The organism is Streptomyces sp. YKOK-I1 (genome assembly GCF_054660435.1).
The window spans coordinates 1,868,594-1,893,571 of record NZ_BAAGDR010000001.1 but is presented as its reverse complement, the minus strand read 5'-3'; the positions used below and the strand labels follow the sequence as shown (position 1 = coordinate 1,893,571).

General features: G+C 71.8%; 15 protein-coding genes and 1 pseudogene. 9 read left to right on the top strand and 7 right to left on the bottom strand.

Translation table 11 applies throughout. The annotated features are described in order from the left end of the window. Positions 1–152 precede the first annotated feature (152 nt). The 3 genes from ACYQ8Q_RS07845 (at position 153) to ACYQ8Q_RS07835 (ending at position 6,730) form a co-directional block, all read left to right on the top strand. Positions 153–1,895, top strand: a complete 1,743-nt coding sequence (locus tag ACYQ8Q_RS07845; protein WP_460063042.1) for a putative T7SS-secreted protein — start codon at positions 153–155, stop codon at positions 1,893–1,895. 70 nt (positions 1,896–1,965) lie between these two features. Next, entirely contained in the window at positions 1,966–2,259 is a 294-nt protein-coding gene (locus tag ACYQ8Q_RS07840) for a WXG100 family type VII secretion target (RefSeq protein ID WP_460063041.1), read from the top strand. A 70-nt stretch (positions 2,260–2,329) separates the two neighbouring features. Further along, positions 2,330–6,730: an FtsK/SpoIIIE domain-containing protein gene (locus ACYQ8Q_RS07835; protein WP_460063040.1), complete on the top strand. Its 4,401-nt coding sequence runs from the start codon at positions 2,330–2,332 to the stop codon at positions 6,728–6,730. Positions 6,731–6,818: 88 nt separating this feature from the next. Here ACYQ8Q_RS07835 and ACYQ8Q_RS07830 read toward each other — a convergent pair whose 3' ends face one another. Both ACYQ8Q_RS07830 and ACYQ8Q_RS07825 read right to left on the bottom strand, forming a co-directional pair. After that, positions 6,819–7,469 (bottom strand): hypothetical protein, encoded by a 651-nt coding sequence (locus ACYQ8Q_RS07830; protein ID WP_460063039.1) that lies wholly within the window; start codon positions 7,467–7,469, stop codon positions 6,819–6,821. 31 nt (positions 7,470–7,500) lie between these two features. Further along, complete coding sequence (locus ACYQ8Q_RS07825; RefSeq protein ID WP_460063038.1) at positions 7,501–7,731, bottom strand: hypothetical protein; 231 nt, start codon at positions 7,729–7,731, stop codon at positions 7,501–7,503. A gap of 202 nt (positions 7,732–7,933) precedes the next feature. On the opposite strand from ACYQ8Q_RS07825, the gene ACYQ8Q_RS07820 reads away from it, so the two are divergent. The 4 genes and pseudogenes from ACYQ8Q_RS07820 (at position 7,934) to ACYQ8Q_RS07805 (ending at position 14,668) form a co-directional block, all read left to right on the top strand. Next, positions 7,934–8,617 carry a hypothetical protein gene (locus ACYQ8Q_RS07820; RefSeq protein ID WP_460063037.1) on the top strand — a complete coding sequence of 228 codons (684 nt, stop codon included), beginning with the start codon at positions 7,934–7,936 and terminating at the stop codon, positions 8,615–8,617. 466 nt (positions 8,618–9,083) lie between these two features. Then, the gene (locus ACYQ8Q_RS07815; protein WP_460063035.1) at positions 9,084–11,798 is read left to right on the top strand and encodes an ATP-binding protein; all 2,715 of its coding nucleotides are present in this window, start codon (positions 9,084–9,086) and stop codon (positions 11,796–11,798) included. 10 nt (positions 11,799–11,808) lie between these two features. Further along, positions 11,809–12,327, top strand: a pseudogene (locus ACYQ8Q_RS07810) (ATP-binding protein); the annotation flags it as partial. Between the two features lie 199 nt (positions 12,328–12,526). Further along, a complete protein-coding gene (locus ACYQ8Q_RS07805; protein WP_460063034.1) occupies positions 12,527–14,668 on the top strand; it encodes a LuxR C-terminal-related transcriptional regulator in 2,142 nt (713 codons plus the stop codon). 13 nt (positions 14,669–14,681) lie between these two features. Here the strand turns inward: ACYQ8Q_RS07805 and ACYQ8Q_RS07800 are convergent, their stop codons facing one another. From ACYQ8Q_RS07800 to ACYQ8Q_RS07780, 5 genes are all read right to left on the bottom strand, one after another. Then, positions 14,682–15,230 carry a sigma-70 family RNA polymerase sigma factor gene (locus ACYQ8Q_RS07800; RefSeq protein ID WP_460063032.1) on the bottom strand — a complete coding sequence of 183 codons (549 nt, stop codon included), beginning with the start codon at positions 15,228–15,230 and terminating at the stop codon, positions 14,682–14,684. Positions 15,231–15,518: 288 nt separating this feature from the next. Further along, the gene (locus tag ACYQ8Q_RS07795) at positions 15,519–18,338 is read right to left on the bottom strand and encodes an AfsR/SARP family transcriptional regulator (protein WP_460063031.1); all 2,820 of its coding nucleotides are present in this window, start codon (positions 18,336–18,338) and stop codon (positions 15,519–15,521) included. Between the two features lie 50 nt (positions 18,339–18,388). Continuing rightward, positions 18,389–19,126 carry an alpha/beta fold hydrolase gene (locus ACYQ8Q_RS07790; RefSeq protein ID WP_460063030.1) on the bottom strand — a complete coding sequence of 246 codons (738 nt, stop codon included), beginning with the start codon at positions 19,124–19,126 and terminating at the stop codon, positions 18,389–18,391. Between the two features lie 188 nt (positions 19,127–19,314). Beyond that, positions 19,315–22,083 (bottom strand): helix-turn-helix transcriptional regulator, encoded by a 2,769-nt coding sequence (locus ACYQ8Q_RS07785; RefSeq protein ID WP_460063029.1) that lies wholly within the window; start codon positions 22,081–22,083, stop codon positions 19,315–19,317. A 329-nt stretch (positions 22,084–22,412) separates the two neighbouring features. Further along, on the bottom strand, positions 22,413–23,393 hold the full coding sequence (locus ACYQ8Q_RS07780; protein WP_460063028.1) for an alpha/beta hydrolase: 981 nt from the start codon (positions 23,391–23,393) through the stop codon (positions 22,413–22,415). 237 nt (positions 23,394–23,630) lie between these two features. On the opposite strand from ACYQ8Q_RS07780, the gene ACYQ8Q_RS07775 reads away from it, so the two are divergent. Both ACYQ8Q_RS07775 and ACYQ8Q_RS07770 read left to right on the top strand, forming a co-directional pair. Next, positions 23,631–24,605, top strand: coding sequence for an AraC-like ligand-binding domain-containing protein (locus ACYQ8Q_RS07775; protein WP_460063027.1), 975 nt, complete (start codon positions 23,631–23,633; stop codon positions 24,603–24,605). A 175-nt stretch (positions 24,606–24,780) separates the two neighbouring features. Continuing rightward, positions 24,781–24,909 carry a hypothetical protein gene (locus tag ACYQ8Q_RS07770; RefSeq protein WP_460063026.1) on the top strand — a complete coding sequence of 43 codons (129 nt, stop codon included), beginning with the start codon at positions 24,781–24,783 and terminating at the stop codon, positions 24,907–24,909. Positions 24,910–24,978 lie beyond the last annotated feature (69 nt).

The window sequence follows — 24,978 nt, the reverse complement described above, 5'->3', positions numbered from 1 at the left end:
TGTCGTCCGGTGTTGCGTTGCACCGACTACACGGGACCACCCGGCCGAAAAGTTCGAACCTGACGCGGAATTTGTTGAACCTTCCGCGAGCCCGGCCCCGTGTACCTCGCGATCGCACGTCAACGCACCGGACCGGACCGGGGGGAATCGCAATGGCACGCCGGCACTCGAGCCCCGAGGACTTCGAGCTTCTTGGGATGGACTCGGACCCGACACCGGGCGACCCCGACATCATCTTGAAGATCGTGCAGCGCTACCAGAGCGTCGGCGACGACGCGGAGCGGGCGCTCAACATCGTCAAGCGGGACGGGGCGATCTCCGAGGGCACCGGTGACGCGATGGACGCCCTCAGAGCGAAGGTCGGCGACGACCTGCCGGACAAGCTGACCAAGACCAAGACGTCGTACCACGACGCGGCTCAGGCGTACAGCGAGTACGTTCCCCGGCTGGAGGAGGCGCAGGGCGTCTTCGACCAGGCCGTGGACCGGGCGCGAGCCGCCGCGCCGCAGGCGAACCGGACTGTGCGGCAGTTGGGCGCCGATGCGACCGACGAGCAGCGGGCGCAGGCGCGTTCGACCCAGGATTCCATCGACGCGGGCCAGGCCGAGATGGGTGCGGCCCGGAGTCTGGCGGAGCAGGCGAGGACGCTGCGGGAGAGCGCGCAGCGCCGGCTGGTCCAGGTGCTGGACAAGGCGGCGGAGGAGGCGATCCCGGAGCGGAACATCTTCCAGAAGATCGCCGACTTCTTCAAGGAGTTTCCGTTCGTGCAGGTCCTGGTCGCCGCCTTCGTGGCGATTCTCGCGGTCTTCTTCCCCGTGGTCGGAGCCCTGCTCGGCGGCCTGTTGTTCGTCTTCAACCAAGTAGTCGCAAGTCAGACAGGCGGAATCAAGGCCGGTGACTTCGTCACCGGCCTGCTGGGCATCATCCCCGGCGGCGCGCTCCTCAAGTTCGGCGGCCGGCTCGCGGAGGCCATCAGTCCCGCCCTTGCCGCCACAGTGAAGAACCTCCCCTTGATCAAAAAGGCCACGGGCAGCATCGGCGACATCGGCAAGTCGCTCACCGACAACAAGGTTGTCGGGGGCTTCCTCGGCAACCCCGTCGGCAAGTTCATCGGCGATGCCCTCGCCGACGCCGGCAAGAAATTCGCCGTCAACGCCGGCATCGAGGCGGCCGCCAAGAAAGCCAACGGCGACGAGCTCACGTTTGCCAGCGTGCTCGGCGGAGCCGCAGCCGGTGCTGTTGCCGGAGCCCTCTTCAAGGGCGGGGTGGGCGCCATCGGCAAAGGCCGAGGCGTCCCGTCGGTGGAAGAAGGCCAGAGTGGCCGGTTCGGCAACACGACGGCGCCCGCGGTGGGCGATTCCCTCGGCAAGAAGGTGTCCGACCAGCTGGGCGGCTTCCTCGAGGAGGGCGCCAGCGTCGGTACGAAGATCGGGGTCGGTGTTGCTCAGGGCGGCGATCCCAAGGAGGTCGCGGCCGGGGAGATCGCCAATGGCGCCTCGAAACTCGCTGTGGGCGCGCTCGGCAAAGCCGGCCTGGGCCGTGGCATCGACAGCATCACCGACAAGATCCCCTTCAAGGGACGTCCCCGACCGGATGCCACGCCTGCGGCGCCGCCGCCGGACGTCACCCCGCCGGCATCCCCGACAGGCCCGCGGCCTGCGACGCCGCCTCCGGCGGACACGCGGCCTGTGAGTCCGGTGGTTCCTCCGGGGTCTCCGGTGGATGGGCGGCCTGGGAGTCCGGTGGCTTCTCCTCCGTCTCCGGCCGACCCGCGGCCCGCAACCCCGGTGCCGGTGAACCCTGTCGACGTCCCGCTGCCGCCGTCGCCCACCGTCCCGGACGGTGCGTCCGCGGCGCGGCCCGTCGTGCCCCCGGCCGACGGCCAAGGCGGCTAGGTCCCACGCACCTCCAGTTCTCCATCCCTGAACGGATGGACGGCATTAATCACCAGCAAGGAGTACTTCCGTGCCCAACTACAGCGTCAACTCCGACACCACCGCGTCGACTTCGCAGGCTCTGCTCAACGACTTCTCCCAGCTCCAGGACAAGCTGAACGAGGTCAGGGGCAAGATCACCAACCTGCTCGCCGACGGTTACAGCACCCCGGCCGCCCAGCAGAAGTTCTCGCCGTTCTTCGACGAGTTCGCCAAGGGCTTCGAGCAGGTCAACCAGGGCCTGCAGGGCATCGGCCAGTACGTGAAGACCGTCGGTGAGGCCTTCGACCAGACCGACAGCCAGCTCGGTTCCGCCCTGTCCTGACCCATCCGGCCCGGCTCGCCGCCTCGGCGTGCGGGGCCGACCCACCGCTACTCGAGAAGGACGATGAGCAGTGCGACTGACCGTCAGCGTTCGTGACCCGCGGGCCGAGGAGGCGTCCACCACCGTCTCCGTGCAGACCGAACCCACCGCCACCGCGGGCAGGTTCGCGTCCGAACTGGCACGCGCCGTCGGGTACGCGGGGGCCGACGGCACCGCGCCGCCGGAGCCGGCCCTGTACATCGGCTCGACGCCCGTCGACCCGCGCAGCACTCTGCAGGTGGCGGGCGTGCGGGACGGCATGGACCTGGGGCTCGGCGCTCCCGTTCCCGGGGAGGCCGAGCCCGAGGGCCGCACCGAGGTCCGTATCGTCTCCGGGCCTGGCGCGGGCGTCACCTACCGCCTGGTCCCCGGCGACTACGACATCGGCACCGCCCCGGGCTGCCGTATCCGCCTGACCGAGGGCGCCCCGGCGCTCGCGGCACGGGTACGCGTCCACCTCGACGGCCGCGCCGATCTTCTCGAGACCGAAAACGCTCTGCTCGACGGCAAGCCCCCGCGCCCTCGGTCCCCCTGGCGCGAGGGCAGCCAGCTCGCCGTCGGCACCATCCTGCTCGAGCTCACCTCCAGGCGAACGGCGCGCGCACCGCTGGTCGCGGCGGAGGACGGGCTCGGCCTGGAGTTCAACCGGCCGCCGAGGTTCCTGCCGCCCGCGGCGGGGGCGAAGTTCCGGCTGCCCACGCCTCCCGTCAAGCCCGACAAGCGGCCCATCCCGCTGCTGCCGATCCTGCTGCTGCCGGCCGGCAGCGCCGCGATCGCCATCTTCGTCACGCACCGGTGGTCGTTCGTCTTCATCGCCCTGCTCTCGCCGATCGCCGCCCTGGTCACCCAGTTCGGCGGGCGCAAGCAGGCGATGCTGAAGTACCTGGAGAAGAAGGAGGAGTACGACCGGGCGGTGGCCGGCGTCCGCGCGGACATCGACGCCGCCGTTCTGGACGAACAGCACAACCTCCGTCTCTCCCTGCCCGATCCGGCCGCACTGCTGCAGATGGCGATCCAGCCGTCGGAACGGCTGTGGGAACGCCGCTGGCAGGACCCGGACTTCCTGTCCGTGCGCGCGGGCACCGCCGATCTGCCGTCGTCGGTCGGCGTCGACGACCCGGAGCAGGACGAGCACCGCCGCAACACCGTGCCGTGGCTGTACCAGGTGCCGGTGGCCCTTCCCCTGCGCCGGGTCGGTGTCGCGGGTGTCGCCGGACCGGGCGCGACCCGGCTGGCGGGATGGCTGACCGCTCAGGCCGCCGCCCTGCACAGCCCCACCGACCTGCGCATCGTCGTCCTCGCCGGGCCGTCCGGCGAACGCGACTGGTCCTGGACCCGCTGGCTGCCGCACACCCAGGCGCAGGGCGAGGACGCCTACGCCCTGATCGGCAGCACCGCGGATTCGCTGGCCCGCCGCGTCGGTGAACTCGGCCAGATCGTCGCCGCCCGTGGCGCGGCCGGACCGGACATCACGCGGGGCGGTGCCAACGGCTACCCCGACATCCTCGTCGTCCTGGAGGAGGCGCGCCGGGCCCGTTCACTGCCCGGCGTGATCGCCCTGCTGCGCGACGGGCCGGCGGTGGGAGTCCACACCGTCTGCATCGACCGGGAGGAGCGGCTGCTGCCCGAGGAGTGCGGCGCCGTCGTCGTCACCGAGGCCGGCACGGGCACCGCCAAGGTGCGCACCGGTTCCGCCGCAGCGCTGGAGAACGTGCGCGGCGACTCCCCGGAGCCCGCCTGGTACGAGGACTTCGCGCGGGCGCTCGCCCCGTTGCGAGGTGTGGGCGACAGCGACGAGAGCGCGCTGCCCGGATCCGTACGGCTGCTGGACCTGCTGCAGATCGAGCCGCCCACCGCACAGGCACTGGCGGCGGGCTGGTCCCTGGGCGGCCGGTCCACGAAGGCGGTCCTCGGCGTCGGCTATGACGGGGAGTTCGCCGTCGACCTGGTGCGCGACGGCCCGCACGCCCTCATCGCCGGCACCACCGGCTCCGGCAAGTCCGAGCTGCTGCAGACCCTCGTCGCCACCCTCGCCGTGGTCAACCGGCCCGACGAGATGACGTTCGTCCTCGTCGACTACAAGGGCGGCAGCGCATTCGCCGAATGTGCCGACCTGCCGCACACCGTCGGTCTGGTGACCGACCTGGACACCCGGCTGGTGGAGCGGGCCCTGGTCTCGCTCGGTGCCGAACTGCGCCGCCGTGAGACGCAGCTGGCCCAGGCGGGCGCCAAGGACATCGAGGACTACCTCGACAAGCGCTCGCGGGGCGGCAACGTCCTGCCACCCCTGCCCCGACTGCTGCTCGTCATCGACGAGTTCGCCTCCATGGTGCGCGAACTGCCCGACTTCATCTCGGGCCTGGTGAACATCGCGCAGCGCGGCCGGTCCCTGGGCATCCATCTGGTGCTGGCCACCCAGCGGCCCGGCGGCGCGGTCACCCCTGACATCCGTGCCAACACCAACCTGCGGATCGCGCTGCGCACCACCGACACCGGCGAGAGCCGGGACATCATCGACGCTCCCGACTCCGGTGACATCTCCCCGGCCAACCCCGGCCGTGCCTATGCCCGGCTGGGTCCCTCGGCGCTGCTGCCGTTCCAGTCCGGGCGCGTCGGCGGCCGCCGTCCGGGCGGCCTGCCCGCCGCGGGGACGGAGGTGGCCGTCAGCGCGACGCCGGTGTCCTGGAACGCTCTCGGGGGCCCGCTGCCGAATCCGCGCGCACGCGGCGGCTCCTCCGCGGCGCAGACCGAGGCCGTCACCGACCTCGCCGTGCTCGTCGTAGCCGTCGCAGAGGCCGCCACGCTCGCCGGGGTGCCGCGCCGGCCCAGCCCGTGGCTGCCGCCCCTGCCCGCCCTGCTGCCGTGGACGGCAGCGCCCGCGCCGAAGCCCGCAGCCGAACGCGAGGCCGCGCTGTTGCCGGTCGCGTACGGCATGGTCGACCTGCCCGCCCAGCAGAGCCGGGCGCCGCTGACGTTCGACCTCGACCGGACGGGCCATCTGCACATCATCGGCTCGCCCCGCAGCGGGCGCTCCCAGACCCTGCGCACCCTGGCCGCGGCGCTCGGCCAGGCCCACGGGGCCGACGACGTGCACCTGTACGGCATCGACTGCGGCAACGGCGCGCTCAACGTGCTCACCGAACTGCCGCACTGCGGTGCCGTCGTCGACCGCACCCAGATCGAGCGGCTGGGCCGGCTGCTGGACCGCCTCGCTGCCGAACTCACCGGGCGCCAGAGCATTCTGGGCGCGCGCGGCACGGCGGACCTGACCGAACTGCGCAGCAGCCAGCCGGTGCACGAGCGGCTCGCGCACATCGTGCTGCTGGTCGACCGGTTCGAGGTCTTCGAGCGCGAGTTCACCTCGTACGACAACGGCAGCTACATGGAGCGCATGCTGCGTCTGCTGCGCGACGGTGCGGGCGTGGGCATCCACGTCGTACTGGCCGGAGACCGGGTGCTCGGCAGCAGCCGCTTCTCCGGCACCACCGAGGACAAGATCGTCCTCAGGCTCAACGACCGCCAGGACTACTCCGGCGTCGGAATCCCCACCAAGTCCGCGCCGTCCGACCCCGCGCCCGGCCGGGGCATCCGCCCCCAGGACCTCAGCGAGGCCCAGATCGCCGTGCTCGGCGAGGACCTCGCGGGCACCGCGCAGGCCGATGTCCTGGCCGCGCTGGGCCGACAGCTGACCGAGCGTGAGGCAGCGGTCCCCGACGCCCGCCGCGCGCTCCGGCTGGACGTCCTGCCCGACCGGATCACGTACGCCGACGCCCTCGCCCTACACACCGCGGGGGGTCCGATGCGCCCACTGGTGGCAGTCGGCGGGGACACCCTCACCTCGCTCGGTCCCGACCTCACGGACGTGCCGACCTTCGTGATCGCCGGGCCGCCGCGCACCGGACGCAGCACCACCCTGCTCACGGCGGCGGAGTCGCTGCTGGCGGCCGGCACCGGCCTGATCGTGCTGGCCCCGCGGCGCTCACCTCTGCGCGATCTGCAGGGACGGCCGGGCGTGGTCACCGTCGTCACCGACGCGGAGGTGCCGGTGGGTGACTTCCGGCAGGCACTCAACAACGTCTCGCAGGAGTACGGCGTGATCGTCGTCGACGACGCCGAACTCTTCATGGGCGCCGAGATCGACTCCGACCTCGCGCTGCTCGCCCGCGGCGGCGCCGGAACCGGCTGGGGCGTGCTCGCGGCCGGCAACGCCGAGTCGCTGTCGCTGAGCCTGGCCGGATGGATGGGCCAGGTGAAGCGCAACCGCACCGGCATGCTCCTCTCCCCGCAGGGACTGAGCGACGGCGAGGTCATCGGTGTGAAGCTGAGCCGCGGTGTCGTCGGCCAGGCCCCGCAGCCGGGGCGTGGTCTGCTGCACCTGGGCGACGGGGTGCTGAGGACCGTGCAGGTGCCCTACCTGGAGTCGGACCGGTAGAGGGCGGGGGTGCATCCTCACGTCCACTGCGGGGCGGCCGTCCGTACGACGGTCCCCCCGCAGTGACGTACAGGGCCCTTCCGGGGATTCAGCCGGAGGGGATCTCGCCGGTGCTGCTCGCTCCCGCGGGGACCTGGACTCCGTCGTCGGTGATGAACCGGAACGTGCTCGTGATGGCGTCGAAGAGGTCGTACACCTCGTCCTTCAACGGCAGGTTGGGGCTGGCGAGGGAGACCGCGAGGAAGTCCCGGGTGGTGCCGGGCACCGGCATCATCGTGTGCATCGTCAGCAGCTTGACGGAGATGTCCGCGGTCACCCGTGTCACCTCGGTGCCGGTCACGCGCGCCGCCGGGCCGACATGGGGCACCTCCACCGAGGTGATCACGCGGTCCTTCGGTGCCGCACCGGTGCCGGAGGAGACACCCAGCTGCGCGGACAGCACGGGCAGCGTCAGCTCCTGGCCTTCGGGAGTGGTGACGGCGAAGACCATGCCGTACGCCATGAAGAGTCCGTCCGGGTACATGGTCGCCGTGCCCGAGGCCAGCAGCGCTCCGTAGCGGCGAGCGGCGCGGGTCACCTCACGGCCCTGCCGGAACATGTCGTTGATCTCGGCCTTCTGCCGCGGGTCGCCGGTCGCGGCGAGAGCTTGTGCGCGGACCCGCGCCATCTCCTCGCCGCTCAGATCGACCTGGCCCCACCCGTCGGGGATCTCCAGCAGGAATCGCTGTGCCGTGCTCATCGGTCACCCTTCACCGTGTCCGTCGGGGAGGTCACTTGCCCTGGCCGTCGTCGAGACTCGCCGCCGAGCGCCGGTCCGCCTCGGCGAAGGCGTCGGAGATCTGGGTGATGGCGTCGATGATGCCCCCCACCTGCTTCTGCAGCTGGTGCTTGCCGTCGTTCCACCGGTCCTCGAAGTTCTGTGCGGCGCCGCTGGACAGCTCGCGTCCGAAGGCGGCATCGAAGTCGAACGTGGTGCGTCCGATGTCGATGTTGTCCTGCACGAGGCGCATTCTCTTCGCGCCGTCCGTGAGTGCGTCATCGGGGATGTGGATGTCTGTCACTGCCGGATCCGTTCCTGTGCGCTGGCCATCCGTCTCTGCGAGGGACACGAGGCCACCGGGCCGGATCGTTCAACCGGGCCGGGCGCGAGGCGATCCGGGCACGGCATTGAACCCTCGGCGGCTGCTGTGTCGTGTCTCTCGCATGACCTCGTTTCTCAGCGGCCTGCTGTCCCCCGGCGCCGCCAAGCACCGTGCCACCGTCGCCACCGTCCTCGCGGTGTGCGGTGTGGCGAGCCTGACCGCCTGCGGCAAGACGATCCAGATCGGTGACAGCAAGGATCCGTCCACCCCGGCCCCCGCCCCAGCCACGTCCTCGGCGGCCCCCACGACTGCCGCGCCCGGCCAGGGCGGCGCCGACAACTCGGCGCTGCAGGTGGTGGACTCCACGGCGCGGGACGCGGGCCTGGGCGGCACCGGCGGCACGGTGGTCGGCGCGGCGGTGCAGGAGACTCCGCCCAAGTGGGTGCAGCTGTCGGCGGTGACCTCGCCGCAGCTGCCGGTGGCCCACCTGATCAACATCAACCAGGCGGCGCTCTACCGCTTCGACGGCGACACCGCCGCTCCTTCCCAGTCGAACTGCAATGACGCCTGCGCCTCGAAGTGGCCGCCGGTGATCATCAAGGAGGGCGGCAACGTCTACCTGGCGGGTGTGAACCCGAAGGAGGTCGGGGCCATCCGCAGGCAGGACGGCCAGGTCCAGGTCACGGTGGGGGGCTGGCCCGTCTACCGCTTCTCCGGCGACGCCGGGGCCGGTGACCTGAACGGGCAGGGCCTCGACGGCAAGTGGTTCGCTGTCGGTCCTACGGGACAGAAGGCGGTGCGCTGACACCGCTCACTGGTGGGCGCAACATCCCGGAGCGTCATGCGCTCCCGCGGGCGACTTGCGTTTCCTGAGGTCACAAGGGCGCCTCCTCGGACATCGTTTCGGCCGATCCGTGTCCTCGCAGGGCGCGTCCTCCTGCGCGGGCCGGAGCGACAGCAGCAGCCCTGCCTCGCGCAGTCCGGCCGACCGGGCGGACCGGTCGGTCCGGCCGGGCAGGGAGTCCCGCGCCGGCCGGCGGACTGCTGCCGCAACACGCCGACGACGCCGCGCGGTTGGATTCCGTCGCCGGGCTGCTGGGCGGCTGCTCCCTGGCGGTCGGGCGGAAGAGCCGGCGGACACCGCCTGGTCCTGGGGCCGAGGTGAAGCGAGCGCCCGTCGCATCCCGGTCTCCCGTTGGGGCCGTCGGCCGCGGCGCAGTACCCTGACCTCCAGACAGACCGAGTCCGGGGACCCGGCTGATGGGGGGAACGTGGAGCTCATCGGTCGGGATGATCAGCTGGATCTGTTGCGCCGGCTGCTGGCCGAGCCGCGGAGCCACGGGAGCGCGGTGCTGGTCCGCGGGGCGCCCGGCATCGGGAAGACGGCGTTGCTCGCCGAGACCGCCGCCCTCGCCGAGGGTCTCGGTTACCGGGTCCTGCGCACCAGCGGTGTCGAGGCCGAGAGCGACATCCCCTACGCGGGTCTGCAGCTCGTCCTCCGCCCTTTGGCCGCAGGGGCCGCTGAGCTCGCCGCCCCGCACCGGCAGGCCCTGGACACCGCTCTCGGACTCGCCGACGCCGGCGTCCCCGACGTCTTCCTGGTCGGTCTGGCGGTGCTCAACCTCCTGGCCGACGCGGCCGCGGTCGCGCCGGTGCTGGTCCTGGTCGACGACGCCCAGTGGCTGGACGACGCCACCGCCAGTGTCCTGGCCTTCGTGGCGCGCAGGGTCGACACCGAGCCGGTGGTCATCGTGGGAGCCGCACGCGACGGCTACCGGTCGCGTCTGAACTCCGACGAACTCACCTCCCTGCCTCTGGGCCCGCTCACGGACGGCCAGGCCGCGGAACTCCTGGCGGACCACGCCCCGGATCTGCGGCCGACCGCGCATCGCCGACTGCTGGCCGAGGCTGCCGGGAACCCCCTGGCCCTGACCGAGCTCTCCCGCACGCTCGGCGCGTCGGCCGATCCGCACATCGCCCGACTGCCCCTCACCGAGCGGCTCGAACGGGCCTTCACCGACCGTCTGGAGACCCTGCCCGACATCACCCGCAGTCTGCTGCGGATCGCGGCCCTCGACGACAGCTCGTCGCTCACCGAGATCTACCGCGCGACCCGGCAGCTCACCGGCGCGACGGCCGGAACCGCGGAACTCGATCCGGCGGTGCGCGCCCGGCTCGTCCAAGTCGTCGGCAGCGAACTACGGTTCGGGCATCCGCTGATGCGGTCGGCGATCCACCAGACCATGCCCACCGGCGTCCGCCACGCCGCGCACGCCGCACTCGCGGCCGTGCTCGACGAACATCCGGACCGGCAGCTGCGTCACCGGGCCGCCGCGGCCGACGACCCGGAGGAGTCGGTCGCCACCGCGTTGGAGGACGCCGCTCACCGGGCCGCCCGCCGCGGCGGCATCGCGGCGGCCGTCACAGCCCTCGAACAGGCCGCCGCGCTCAGCGAGGACGCCGACCGACGAGCGGAACGGCTGTTGCGTGCCGCCGACTTCGCCGTCGAGCTCGGCCGGCCCGAGACCGTGACCCGGCTGCTGGACCAGGCGCTCACCGGGCCGCTGTCGCGGCGGCAGCATGCCACGGTCGTCTGGCTGCGCGGCCGCTTCGACGAGGGACTGCACAGCCACTCGTCAGGAGCCAACTCCCTGACGGCACTCGCCGAGGAGATGGCCGCGGAGGACCGTGGGCTGGCGTTGCGGATCCTGTGGAGCGCCGCGCAGTTGTGCTTCTGGTCCGAACCGGGCCCGGAGGGCCGGCGCAGGGTCCTGCAGGCCGTGGAGCGGATGGAGCTGGACGAACTCGATCCGTGGCGGCTGGCCATCTGTGCCTACGTCGCACCGGTCGACCGTGGCACCTTCGTCCTGGAGCGTGCCCGGCACGTCGCCCTGAAGGAGGGCGACGACGGCCGTGCCTACCGCATGCTCAGCACCGCCTCGCTCCTCGTCGGCGGATTCGACCTGGCGCGGGCGTTCTCGGCGGCCGGTGGCGCGCCGCTGCGTGCCCAGGGACGCTTGGGGCTGCTGGCCCGGACGGTCGGCGCGGACGCGTGGAGCGCTCTCGTGGTCGGCGACCTCGGCGCGGCGATCGCCGCGACCGAGGAGTCACGAAGGCTGGCGCGCGAGACCAGCCAGACGATGATGTACGCGTTGATGACCGCCACCGCGGCCAAGCTGGCCGCGTTGCGCGGTGAGACGGACTCCGTTCTGGAGCTGGCCGAGGAGGCGGAGGAGATCGGGCTGCCGGCCGGGGCACGTCCGGTGCTGGCCACCGCGTCGATGGCACGCGGACTGGCCGCGTCGGGCGCGGGGCGGTTCGAGGAGGCCCTCGGCCATTTCCGCCGGCTGCACGATCCGGCGGATCCCGCGTTCCAGGTCGCCCTGCGGCTCACGGCCGTCGGTGACCTCGTCGACGCGGCGACGCACTGCGGGCGGCCGGAGGCCGCGCTCCCGGTCGTGACGGAGCTGGAGGAGGTCGCCACGGTGACCTCCGCGCCGGTGCTGCACGCCGAACTGCGTCTGGTCCGGGCGCTGCTGGCCGCCGACGAGGACGCCGACCCGCTCTTCGCGCTCGCGTTGGGCGCCGACCTCAGCGCCTGGCCGCTGATCCGGGCCCGTACCCACCTGGCCTACGGCGAATGGCTCCGGCGTCGGCGGCGCAGTGTCGAGTCCCGCGACCACCTGCGTGCCGCCCGCGACATGTTCGACGCGCTCGGTGCGATCCCCTGGGGCGAGAGGGCCCGCCGGGAACTGCGCGCCGCGGGCGAGACCAGCCGCCGCCGGGCCCCGGACGCCCGGGACCAGCTGACGGCCCACGAACTCCAGATCGTGGCCCTCGCCGCCGACGGGCTGACCAACCGCGAGATAGGCCAGCGGCTCTACCTGTCGCACCGTACCGTCAGCTCGCATCTTCACCGGATCTTCCCCAAGCTGGGCGTGGTCTCGCGCGCCGAGCTGCGCACGGTGGTCGGCGCACTGCGTTGACCACCGTCACATGACGCTCGCTTCCGCCCGCACGGCGCTCCTAGCGTTCCCCATGTCAGGACATCGACAAGAGGGGAGCGGTCCCATGGTGTGGAACGGCGTCCAGCACGCATCCGGGCCGCCGATGGTCGGCCGCCACGCCGAACGCGAAGCCATCGGACGACTGCTCGAGGCGGTGCGCGACGGCCTCGGCGGAGCACTCGTCCTGACCGGCGAACCCGGGATCGGCAAGACCCGACTGCTGGAGTACGCCGCGGCCCGGGCCGCGGAACTGCGCGTGGTCCGGCTGACCGCGGTCGAGCCCGAGACCGGTCTCGGCTTCGGCGCCCTGCACCGGTTGCTGCGGCCGTTCCTCAACCGGACGGGCCGGTTGCCCGGCCCGCAGCGGGCCGCGCTGGACGCGGCCCTGGGCCTCGTGCCGGGGCTGCCCGCGGACCGCTATCTGGTCGGCCTTGCGACGCTGACACTGCTGTCCGAGGCCGCCGCCGATCAGCCGCTGCTGTTCCTGCTGGACGACGCGCAGTGGCTGGACCGGGAATCGGCGGAGGCGCTCGCGTTCACCGCCCGCCGACTGCATGCCGACTCCCTGGGCCTGATCATCGCTGTCCGCGACGGGCTCGGGGACAGCGGCCTGTTCGACGCACTGACCGTGCACACCGTGACCGGGCTGCCCGAGCCGGAGGCCAAGGCCCTGCTCTCCTCCGCCCCCCCGGCGAATGGACCCGGACGTGGCCGACCGGATCGTCGTCGGCACCGGCGGCAATCCGCTCGCGCTGCTGGAGCTGGCCGACGCCCTGGCCGCCGAACAACTGTCCGGTATCGCGCCGTTGCCCGATCCGCTGCCGGTGAGCCGGCTGCTCGAGGGCCACTTCCAGCGCTTGGTCAGAGCCCTGCCGCCGGAGACCGGAACCCTGTTGCTGCTGCTCGCGGCGGCCCCCACGGACGACACGGGAATGATGTGGCGGGCCGCCGGGCGGCTGGGCCTGTCCGCCCGCGCCGTCCAGCCGGCGGTTGCCGCGGGCATCCTCGACCGAGACACGCCGACGGCGTTCCGGCATCCCCTGATCCGCTCGACGGTCTACGCCGGAGCCGAACCCGGCGAGCGCCGCCGGGCGCACGCGGCACTGGCCGCCGTCTGCGACCCCGTACGCGATGCTGACCGCCGCGCCTGGCACCGGGCCGAGGCCGCCGAGGGCGTGGACGAAGGCGTCGCCGACGACCTGGAGGCCGCCTCCGAGCGAGCCCGCTCCCGCGGCGGCTACTCCCAGCAGGCCCTGTTCCTGTCGCGCGCCGCCGATTTCACCGGCAACCCGGACAAACGGGCCGAGCGGCTGATCGACGCGGCCCAGGCGCATCTGATGTCCGGTGACGCGCCGGCGGCAGGGACCGCGCTGGACCTGGCCGGCGCCGACATCCGTGGCCCGGTGATGCGCGCGCGCGAGCTGCGGATGCGGGCGACCGCGCAGATGTTCAAGATCGTCATCGGCGACGTCCCGGCGATGCTGATGGACGCCGTGACCAGGCTCGGCCCACAGGACCCGCGGCTGACCTGGGAGCTGCTCTGCGAGGCGCTGCACGCCGCACTGGTCGCCCACGACTGTACGCGGGGCACGTCGCTGACCGAGGTCGCGGCGGCCGTCGTCGCCGCGCAGCACGCCCCGGACTCCCCAGTACGCGGCCGGGAGCTGCTGATGGAGGGTCTGGCCCGTCGCGTGGCCGAGGGCTACGAGCACGGCGTGCCCGTGGTCCGTACCGCCCTGGACGAGTTGCTGGGCGGCGGTGGGATCGGGGACTCGAACAGTCCGTTCGCGGTGTTGCTGTTGATGGCCTGCGATGATCTGTGGGACGTCCACGCCGCGCGTGAACTCACCAGCCGCCTGACGGCGGCGGAGCGCGACGCCGGCGCGCTGCACGCGCTGAGCATCACGCTGCTCGTCGAGGCGCGGTACGAACTCCTGGACGGACGGTTCACGGAGGCGGAGGTCCGCTACGCCGAGTTCGACGACATCGTGACTGCCACCGGGTTCCCCGGCGGCGGAGACATCAACAGGCTCCACCTGTTCGCCCTGACCGGCCGGGAGGCCGAGCTGCGAACGGCGGTGGGGCGGACCGCGGAGATGAGGAGCATAGGCCTGGGCTTGCACCACCTGATGGCGCAGCATGCGCTGGCCTCGTTCGAGCTGGGGCAGGGCCACTATCGGCAGGCGATGAAGCACGCACGGGCGGTTTTCGAGGAAGACCCTCCGACCTGCGGCAACCTCGTTCTGCCGCTGCTCATCGAGGCCGGTGTCCGCACCGGTGACCGCGACGGCGTGGACCGGGCCCTGTCCCGGCTGGAGGAGCGCGCGCCGCTCGCCGGTACCCCCTGGGCCCTGGGCACCCTGGCCCTGGGCCGGGCGCTGACGGCCGACGGCGACGACGCGGAAAAGTTCTACCAGGAGTCGGCCGACCTGCTGGGGCAGGGGCCGCTGGCCCTGGAACAGGCCCGGTCCCGGTTGCTGTTCGGCGAGTGGCTGCGCCGCCGCAAGCGGCGTTCCGATGCCAGGAAGCAGTTGCGCGCCGCGTACGAGAGCTTCGACGCCTTCGGCGCGGTGCCGTACGCCGAGCGGGCCCGGATCGAGCTGCTGGCCACCGGCGAGAAAGCCCGCAGGCGGACCGAGGAGACCAGGTCCGATCTCACACCGCGGGAACGCCAGGTGGCCTCCATGGCCGTCTCGGGGCTGACCAACGGGGAGATCGCGACGCGGTTGTTCGTCACCGCCTCGACCGTCGAGTTCCATCTGAACAAGGTGTTCCGCAAGCTCGGCGTCACCTCCCGGAAGCAGATCCCTCCCGCGATCGGCGAACCGGGCCCGGTGAACGAGGACTGAACAGGCAACTGGTTCAGGCGGTTGCCGTCTCGGCTGTCGTGCGGGTGTGGATGCGGTTGCGGAGCTGGCGCAGTGCGTAGTGCTGCCGGGATTTGACGGTGCCTGGGGGGATGCCGAGGATCCGGGCGGTTTCCTGCACGGTTCTGTCGTGCAGGTAGGTGTGCACGAGGACTTCCTGGTGCTCCGGTGACAGGTGCCGCAGCAGGGCCATGGTGTCGACCGAGGTTGCCACGGGGTCGGCGTGGTCGTTCTGGAGCGTGCCCGGGTGGTCGGTGCCTGGGGACTCGTGGCGGGAGTAGGCGCTGCGTATGCGGTCGATGGCGAGGTTGCGGGCGACGGTGAGCAGCCAGCCGCGTACGGAGCCGTCGTTGGCGCAGAGCCGGTCGGAGTGGTGCCAGGCGCGTATCAGGGTCTCCTGCACGATGTCCTCTGCCATGTGGCGGTCGCCCAGTATGCGTTCGACGTAGGCGAGGAGTGGTCTGGCGTGGTCGGTTGCCAGTATCCGCAGAAGGTGCCCGCAGCGTGCGGCCACAGACTCACTCGGTACAGCTGCGCAAGTCATCTCGATCCCATTCAGGCCGGGTTGTGCCCGTCGACGCTGCTCGCACGGACGGTTCGCGTGATCGCCGAAGGACGGGCAAGGCGGTACGCCGGCCGGGCCGGGTGTTCAGCCGACGGCCGACGGGCACGACGCATTTCGTGCCTGCTTCGCGAAGTTCCCGTCGGAAGCAACGCGTTCGGGGATCGTAGGCAGGCACCGAAGCCCAAAATCTGACGAGATTCTGACGGAGGGCATGCCACAGCGGCGGTCGGCCCCTGCGCGATACACGGTCCTGCGCCGCTCCGGGGTTCAGTCGGTCCTGAGAAGTCTCGCGCGGACACCCTCGGCGTCGGGGTGACCGATGTCGTCAAGAATGTCCAGCGCCTGCCGCAGCGCCTCTGCCGCTGTGTCCGTCCGGTCCGCGGCGAGGTGTGTGTCCGCGATGTGGATCAGGGTGTCCGCCACCAGATAGGAGTCGCGGAGCTGCCGATACATGCCGAGAGCGCGGCGGAAGCTGTCGAGAGCCTGGTCGTGACGGCCCAGTTGCCGGTAGGCGACCCCCAGGCTGTCCCACGCCGCGGCCTCGCCGTTGCGGTCACCGGTCTCCCGGTGGATCGCGAGGGAGCGGCTGCACTCGTCGACGGCCTTGTCGTACGCGCCGAGCAGCAGGTACGTCCACCCCACTTCGTTGTGCACGCTCGCCTCGCCGTTGAGGTGTCCGGCCGCTCGGTACAGTTCACCGGCGAGGCGGTAGTGCTCCAACGCCTCGGTATGGCGGCCGTGCCGGTTGGCGACGAAGGCTTCGTAGCGACGGACGCGCGCCTGGCCGCGCAGGTCGCCGAGTTCCCCGAACAACCGCAGGGCGCGCTCGAGGTGTTCGTGGGCGCCTTCCCACTGCCCGAGCCGGCTCAGGGCGAAGCCCAGGGCGCGGTGCCCGTGCGCCTGCCCGAGGAGGTCGCCTTCCCGCTGCGCCGCAGTGATGGCTGTGCTCTGCACCGTCTGCTGTTGCTGCCAGCGCCCGTTGCGGTCCAGGTACAGCTCGAGCACGGAGGCCAGCTGCCAGCTGAAGGCGCCGGCACCGTGCCGGCCGTCCTGCGCGACGGCGGCCAGCAGCACGGGCCGTTCACGCTCGAACCAGTCGGCCGCGCCGCGCTGGTCGGAAAACCGCTCGGGCAGGGTGTGTGCGGCCGGGCGGCGCAGGGCGATCCGTTCGCGGTGGGGGGCGAGGACGGCTTCCGCGGCGTGGGCGCTGTGCAGGTAGTGGTCGAGTACGCGAGTGGTGGCCGCCTCCACATCGTGCGTGGTCTCGAACTCGCCGACCAGCTCCGCTGCGTAGGCCCGGAGCAGACTGTGCGAGGTGAAGCGGCCGGGCTCGTTCTCGAAGAGCAGATGAGCCCTGACCAGCTCCGCGAGGCAGGACCGGATCTCCCTGGTGCTGATGGCCGCCAGGCTTGCCGCGGCGGCCGAGGAGCAGTGGGGGCCCGGGTGCAGGGCGAGCAGCCGGAACAGCTCGGCCGCCCGTGGTGTCAGTGCCCGGTAGGACCAGGAGAAGACGCAGCGTGCGTCGGCGAAGGGAGGCTCGCCCATGAAGGCGTCGAGGCTGCCGTGGCTCGCCCGCAGTTCGTCGGCGATGGCGGCCAGCGGGTAGCCGGGGTTGAGTGCGGCCCGCGCACTGACGATGGCCAGTGCCAGCGGAAGCCGCCCGCACAGGGCGACGATGTCGGCTGCCGTTGAGGCCTCCCGGGTGACCCTCGCGCTGCCGAGCCGACGGGAGAGGAGGGCGAGGGCCTCGTCGTCGCCGAGCGGACTCAAGGTGACCGCATGCGCATCCTCGACGGTCATGAGCCCCTGCAACTGGTGGCGGCTGGTGACGATGGCGAGACAGCCGGGCGCGGCGGGAAGCAGGGGACGCACCTGTTCGGAGTCGCGGGCGTTGTCCAGGACGACCATGACCCGGCGGCCGGCCAGGAGGCTGCGATACAGCGCGGTCTGTGCCTGCGGCCCCGCCGGGATGCGGCTCACCGGCACGCCGAAGGCGTCGAGCAGCGCACGCATCGCCTCGGGGCCGCTCAGGGCAGGCCCTGTCAGGTGGAAGCCCCGAAGGTCGACGTAGAGCTGTCCGTCGGGGAAGCGGTCGGCGAGCCGGTTCGCCCAGTGCACGGCCAGGGTGGTCTTGCCGACCCCGGCCATACCGCTGATGACGACGGCCTGGGCAGGATCCTCGGGTTCGGGCACCAGCGTGTCCAAGAGGCCGAGTTCGCTGCTGCGGCCGGTGAAGGCGCCCAGGTCCCGTGGCAGTTGCGCGGGACTCGGGGCGCCGGTGGCCGCCGGGTCAGGGCCGGGCTCCGCGGGTGCCTGCGCAGGGGGCTGCCGGGGCTGGTTCAGCGCGGTGAGTTGTGCCTCCCGCAGCTCGGGACCGGGGTCGAGGCCGATCTCGTCGGCGATCCGCGCCCGTACGACCTGGTAGGTCTCCAGGGCCTCGGCCTGACGGCCCGCGGCGGCGAGCACCTCGATGAGCCGGGCCTGCAGACTTTCGTCGAGCGGGTGGTGGGAGGCGGCTTGGCGGAGAGTGACAAGGACGTGCTCGGTGAGGACGGCACCCGCGGTGGGCACGTATCCGGCCGCCTCCTTGACGGCGGCGACATGCTCGTCGTCCACGGCGGTGAAGACCGGGAGAGCCCGGACCTCGGGCGGAATGCCGGATCCCGCCGGACCCCGCCACAGATCCAGTGCTTCGACCAGCAACTCCACGGCCTTCGCCCGGTCGCCCCGCTGTGCCGAACGGCGCGCGTCCTGGCGCAGCGTTCTGAAGCGCAGCAGGTCCAGTTCGTGCGGTGCCACGTCGACGCGGTAGCCACCGGAATCGCGGACCAGGCGGCGCGAGGCGGTGCCGGAGAGCAGGCCGGGTTCGAGCAGCCGGCGCAGCGCTGCGACGTGGCGGTGGATCACGTTCACCGCGGTGGACGGTGGATCATCGTGCCACAGCGCGTCCACGATCCCGTGCAGGGGGACGGGCTGGCCCGCGTGCGCCAGGAGCAGGGCCAGCAGAGCCCGCTGTTTGGGCGGGCCCGGCTTCACGTCGGTGGTGCCCTGCCAGACCCGGACGGGTCCAAGGATCTGAAAACGCATAACCGGCTGATTCCATTGGTCTTCGGGCACCGGGCACGGATCCGGCGCTGTCATTCTTTCGACGTCGCGAAGAAATCGAGGTAGCAGCGCCCGAGTTCGACGGGTGCCTCCAACGGGATGTTGTGCCCCGCCCGCTCGAACACCGCGTGGTTGCCGCCCGGTTCTTCGAGCCCTCGGGTGTATTCGTCCTCGTCGACATCCGTGTACGCGCTCGGGTTCCACATGATCCGCCGCATGAAGTACGTCCAGAAGGCTCGCTCCCGGCCGGCGATCAGCAGTTCGGGGTAGTGCGGCAGGCCGAACAATGAGCGATGCCAGCCGGTGCGGGGATCCTCGGCGGCGAGCGGCCCGGGGTCGGGGACCGGGAGGCCGGGCAGTCTCGTCTCCTGGAAGACGAGTTGGACGACCTTCGGGCGGTGGAAGGCCGCCACGGCGTAGGCGACGGCCGCACCCCGGTCCTCGCCCACCACGCGGTACCGGTCGTGTCCCAGCGTTGCCATGAGCGCGGCGATGTCGGCGGCCAGGGTCTGCGTGTCGTACCCGGTCGTCGGACGTCCGGAGCCGCCGAATCCGCGCAGATCCACCGCGACGACCGTGTAGTGCGGTGTGAGCAGTGGGATGACGTGGCGCCAGAAGAACACGGTCTTCGGCACACCGTGGATCAGGACGACCGGGTCGCCAGTGCCGCCCGTCGCACAGTGCAGCTCAACCCCGTTGACCCGTGGCCGGCCGTGGGTGAGCGGGACGCCGGTGTGATCCGTCATCCTCAGTGCTCCGGATCCCGTCATCGCCGCCTCCTCGTCACCGGTTCCCGCCGGCACCAAGGGGCCGATCGGTCGTATTCCACACCGGTCGACGTTCCGCTCGCACTGGGGAGTCACCCCGGTTCCAGGGCGCGCCGACCGCCACCGAGCAGCCCGGCCCAGCCGGGCAACCCGACTGAGCCGGGCGGGGCACGCCGGTCGACGACCCGCTGTCAGTCGCCGCTCTCGGTTTCACGCAGCCTGCGCCCGATCTGCTTGCGCGACGTGATACCGAGCTTGCGGAACACCCTGCTCAAATGGAACTCGATGGTCGAGGTGGTGACGAACAGCTGGGTGGCGATCTCCGGGTTGGTCAGCCCCGACGCGGCCAGTGTGGCCACATGACGTTCCTGCGGGGTGAGGTCGAACTGGGTGTCGACGGTTCGTTTGCGTGCCGTCTCGCCGGTGGCCAGCAGCTCCACCCTGGCCCGCTCGGCGAAGGGCGCGGCTCCCCAGGACTCGAAGGACTCGTACGCGGCCCGCAGCTGGACCCTGGCATCGGCACGACGCCTGCGCCGGCGGAGCCACTCGCCGAACAGCAGGCGCGACCATGCCAGCTCCACGGCCACCGGGACCTTCCCGAGCTGCGCGATCGATTCCAGGTACAGCTGTTCTGCTCCGTCGTCGTCGGTCATCAGGGCCCGGCAGCGTGCGAGCAGCCCCAACGCGTATGGGGTTCCCGCCAGCGGAGCGTGTTCTTCCAGGCGCTCCATGGCCATGGCGGCGGCCTTCCGGTCCCCGGCCCGCAGCCCGGCCTCGACCATTCCGGCGAGATTGAGGTCACCGAGGACCACCGAGCGCTCGCCGAACACCACGAGCAGCGCGTCGAGCGCCTCCCGGTACCGCCCGCGACCGAGCTCGAAGACGCTCAGGGCCTGGCCGGTCCACCGGTACGTCAGTCCGATTCCCAGGTTCTCGGCCATGGCGTTCAGAGTCGCGACGGCGGCCCGCAGCTCGGCCTCCCGACCGGTCCAGGCGTACAGCAGGACCCTGTTGAAGTCTCCAGACCCGTGGAATCCGGTCGCGGTCATGTAGTCGTCCGCTTCGGCGAAAAGGCTCTCGGCGGCGGCGAACCGGCCGTCCCAGATCTCCACGGTGGTGAGAGCCAGCAGCGCAATGCTCAGTCCGAGCAGCGCTCCACGGCCCCGTTCCGCCGTCACCAGTTTCCCGAGGATCTCCCGCTTGGCCTCGATGTCCCACAGCTCGTCGCCCGCGAGGCTGACCATGACGCTGAACGCGTTCTGCCCCTGGATGTCGTCGGCGGTGCGCAACCGGGCCAGGGCCGCGGTCAGGGCCGGGGCTCCCGCGGCGTAGCCATGGGCGATCGAGCGCGCCAGTGCCGCCATCAGCGGATCGGGGCTCCAGGCCGGCAACGCCGGTTCACACCAGGCGTCGGCGGCCGCCTTGGCCACCTCGTGGGGCGTCGTCCCCGTGATCATCCGGCCGCCGTTGATCGTGGCGTACATCGCCTCGCGCAGCAGTTCCCAGCTCGCCACGGGATCGGCGGTGCCGAGGTCGGCCACCGCGTCCAGCAGTATCGCGGGCACCTCGCGGGGGCGGGCGTAGAGTATCTCGACAGACGCCCTCAGCCGAGTCGCGTGGGCTCGGGCGGCCGGCCCGGTCAGGTCGGGAGTGGCGAGATCGAGCAGCGCTTGGGCCGCCGGCAGATTGCCGGAGGCGAGGTGTGCCGCCGCCGCGTGGAGATACCGCTCGGCCCGCTTGCCCGGATGCGTGGTCATCTCCGCAGCCCGGGTGAGGACCAGAGCCTGTTCGGAGTATCCGCCACGCGCCTGCGCTCGTTCGGAGGCTGCTTCCAGCTCCGCGGCCACACTGTCGTCCGGACCGTCGGTCGCCTCGGCGAGATGCCAGGCCCGGCGCTCGGGGGCGCTCGTGGCGGCGAGCGCCGCCTGGACACCGCGTCGCTCCTCGGCGGACGCGGCCGAATGGACCGCCGACCGGATCAGCGGGTGACGGAATCCGGCGGTGGTCCCGCGGGTCAGTATCCCCGCGGCGACCGCGGGTGTGGCAGACCGGACGGACAGCCCCAGGGCACGGGCGGCGCGCCACAGCGTCGCCTGGTCGTCCGTCGGTGTCATGGCCATGAGCAGCAGCAGGGTCTGGGTGTCGGCGGGCAGCAGTGCCGCCGCCCGCCGGAAGTGTTCTTCCAACTGCTGGTTCACCGGCAACGGCTCGGGCAGTGGTGTGACCCCGGCCAACTGTTCCGAGCCCAGGTTCACCGCCAGTTCCAGGAGCGCGAGCGGGTTGCCTCCGGTGCCGACGACGAGCTGCTCGGCGACCGCCTGGTCCAGGTGTCCGGTCACGCCGGCGGTCAGCAGGGCCCTGGCCTCCACGTCCGCGAGTCCCTCCAGCCGGAGTGCGGGCAGGGCGCCGAAGACATCGTGGTCGCCGGTCCCGTCACGGGCGGCGAACAGCAGCCCGAGGCAGTCCGCGTACAGGCGTCGGCCCACGAACGCCAGGGTCTCCGCCGACTCGCGGTCCAGCCACTGCACATCGTCGACCAGGCAGAGCATCGGCGCCGCCGTGGCCGCGTCCGAGAGCAACGTCAGCGCGGCCAACCCGACCAGATGGCGGTCGGACGGCGCGGCATCGGTCAGCCCGAACGCGGCGCTCAGGGCCTCACGCTGGCGCTGCGGCAGAGCCGACAGCCGGCCGAGGTAGGGCCGCAGGAGCCGGTGCAGAGCGCTGTAGCCCAGTCGGGTCTCGGCCTCCACACCGACCAGCCTGACGACTGTCAGGTCCTGGGCGGCCTCGGCGGCGTACTCCAGAAGCCGGGATTTGCCGACCCCCGCGTCGCCGGTGAGCACCAGGACTCCGCTGAAGCCGCCACGGACCGATTCGAGCAGATGTCCGATCGCCGCGCGCTCCGCCTGCCGACCGACCATCGGCGGCCCGGCCGCCTCATGAGCGCCAGACCACACCATGAGATTCCCCTTCGCAATGTTCCGACCAGCTCAGACGCAGGCGCGCCCCCATAGGCAAGCGGGCGTCACAGGAGACGACGCCGAGTCCGGAGAAGATCGGGGAGAGGCGGGAGCCGACAGCCCGGTGCGCAAGGCAGAACCGGGCGCCGCATCACGGCGGCGCCCGTCGACGCCGCGTGACCGGCCTCTTCGAGCAGTTCGATCCGCCTCTGCCGACGGGACGGTGGTATCCGTGAGCCGTGGTCGAGGGTGACGAGGACGAGTGGGGTGAGCACGTCTGGCTCCTACGGCGAGGTGTGGTCCATCAGGGCGAGGCCCGGTGCAGGGGCCTACGAAGGGGAAGCCGTCGGCAGGGCGTCGTGCAGGGCGCTGTGGAGGGTGTCGGCGGCCAGGGCGATGGCCGACGCGGCGGCCTGGGAGCCGCGCAGGGCGTCGAGCATGACGAAGTCGTGGATGACTCCGAGGTAACGGACGGCGGTGACCGGCACACCGGCCGCCCGGAGTCTGGCCGCGTACGCCTCGCCCTCGTCGCGCACCACGTCCGCCTCGGCGGTGATGACGAGGCCCGGCGGCAGTCCGGCCAACTCGTCGAGTCGGGCACGCAGCGGCGAGACCGTGCTGTGCGCACGCTCGACCGCGTCGGGTGCGTACTGCTCCCAGCACCACCGCATGGTGTCGCGGTGCACGTGGTAGCCGGAGGCGAACTGGTCGTACGAACCGCTGTCGCAGCCCGTGTCGGTGACCGGGCAGAAGAGCACCTGGCAAGCGAAGTGGACGTCGCCGCGTTCCTTGGCCAGCAGAGTCAGCGCCGCGGCCAGGTTTCCCCCGGCCGAGTCCCCCGCGACGGCCATCCGGGTACCGTCGAGCCCGCGCGGTCCGTCCTCGCCGGCCAGCCACCGGGCAACCGCGTAGGCCTGCTCGATGGCGACCGGGTAGCGGGCCTCGGGCGAGCGCGTGTACTCGGGGAAGACCACGGCGGCGTCGGCACCCACCGCCAGTTCACGCACCAGCCGGTCGTGCGTGCCGGCGCCGCCGAACACCCAGCCGGGCCCGTGCAGATACAGGACGACGGGCAGTACGGCGGTGGTGCCGCGCGGGCGGACGATCCGCACCGGCACGCCACCGGTCGGGCCGCCCGGGACCGTCACCCACTCCTCGTCGGTCTCCGGTAGGGCGACCTTGCCGGACTGCGCCCGCTCGACGGCTCTGCGGCCACCGAGCACGTCCCGTTCGACGGGGGAGGCGGACTGGGCGAACGCCTCGACCACCGGCTCCAGCACGATCCCTTGCGATGCGGTGTACGACGGCATGGGCGATTCTCCCGGTTCGGGGCCCGCGCGTCGGGCTGCGACGCATCGCACTGTAGGAGGCCGGGCGGCGGCGGCCTTTGCCCAACGTGCACCGGTGCTGTGCGCATCGTGCACTCGCCTCGGGTGACCGCACCGGAACTTCAGCGTTCGCGCTTCAGGAAAGGTGATACTTCATGCCAGGGCTTCGTGGGGCTCCGGACGTCCTGGTGCTGGGCGTCGCTTGTCGATGCTTGCGTCGTGAAGCCTGGGGAAGTGGACATGAGCGTGGTGTTCTCGGTGCGGTCGACGCCCGGCAGTGAGCCTCTGGAGCACTGGCAGGAAGAGGTTTTCCGTACCTTCGTCCCGCTGCGGATCACCCTCCCCAAGGGCGAGCCCTTCAACGGGACGATCAGCACCGACCTGCTCGGTCCGCTCCTGGCGACCACCATCGACTGCGATCGTGGCCGGGTCGACCGCACGCCGCAGCTGATCGCCCGGGACAGCGCCGACTACGTGTACGTCGGCCTGCAACGCAACGGCCTCGCCCACGTGGACCAGGATGCCCGGAGCGCCGAACTACGCCCGGGCAACGTGGCGTTGTACGACACGACCCGGCCCTACTCCCTGCGCTTCCCGCAGCGATTCCGGATGCAGGCGCTGCAGGTGCCACGCCCCCTGCTGCCGCAGTCCGAGGGAGACCTTCAGCGTGTCACGGCGACAGCGCTGCCCCACGACGACGGGCTGGGCCAGGTGGTCCTGCCCTTCCTGCAGGGCCTGGCCGACCACGCCCCCGACATCGCCCCCACGGCAGCCGAACGGCTGGCGGCCAGTGCCGTGGACCTCGTCGGAACGCTCCTCGCCGAGCGGCTCGGCCGCGATACCCAGGACACCCCCGGCGGTAGCCTCGCACTCCTGCTCCGTATCAAGGCGTTCATCGACCGTCACCTCGCGAACCCCGATCTGACCCTCGCCCTCATCGCCCGCGAACACCGCATCTCGGTCCGCTACCTCCACAGGCTCTTCGAGAGCGAGTCCACCACAGCCGCCCGCTGGATCCAGCGCCGCCGCCTGGACGCATGCCGTGGCGAACTGTCCCGCCGTTCCCCGGTCACCCCCACCGTCGCCGCGGTGGCACGCCGCTGGGGCTTCACGAACGCCGCCCATTTCAGCCGGGCGTTTCGGGCGGCGTACGGCACCTCACCGAGTGAGTGGAGAGCCGGCTCGGAGGGGTGACGGGGCGTGGTGGGAGCAGGTTCCCGCCGGGGTCAGGCCGGGGCCGGTGACGGCTACCGGCCGCCGTACCGTTTCGGGGCCGCGGCTGTCAGTGCCGAGTACCGGTTCGCCGACGGCGGCGTGGCGCTGGGACAGAGCGGTTCCGTTGGCCCCGGCCGCGGTGATTCCGCTGGGCATGGCGTGGTCCTCTGTGCGTCTGTTCCGCGCCGGGAGTCGCGAGGGCGCCTCTGTCGTGGAGCTGTCCGAGGCCGTGGGCATCAGGATGCGCGGCAGCTACGCCACCCACGGCAACAAGGAGGCGTAGCTGCACAGGCCATCGGCGGGGCGAGTCGCGAGTACCTGCACCGGGCCACGGACCAGGCACTCGGTGCGT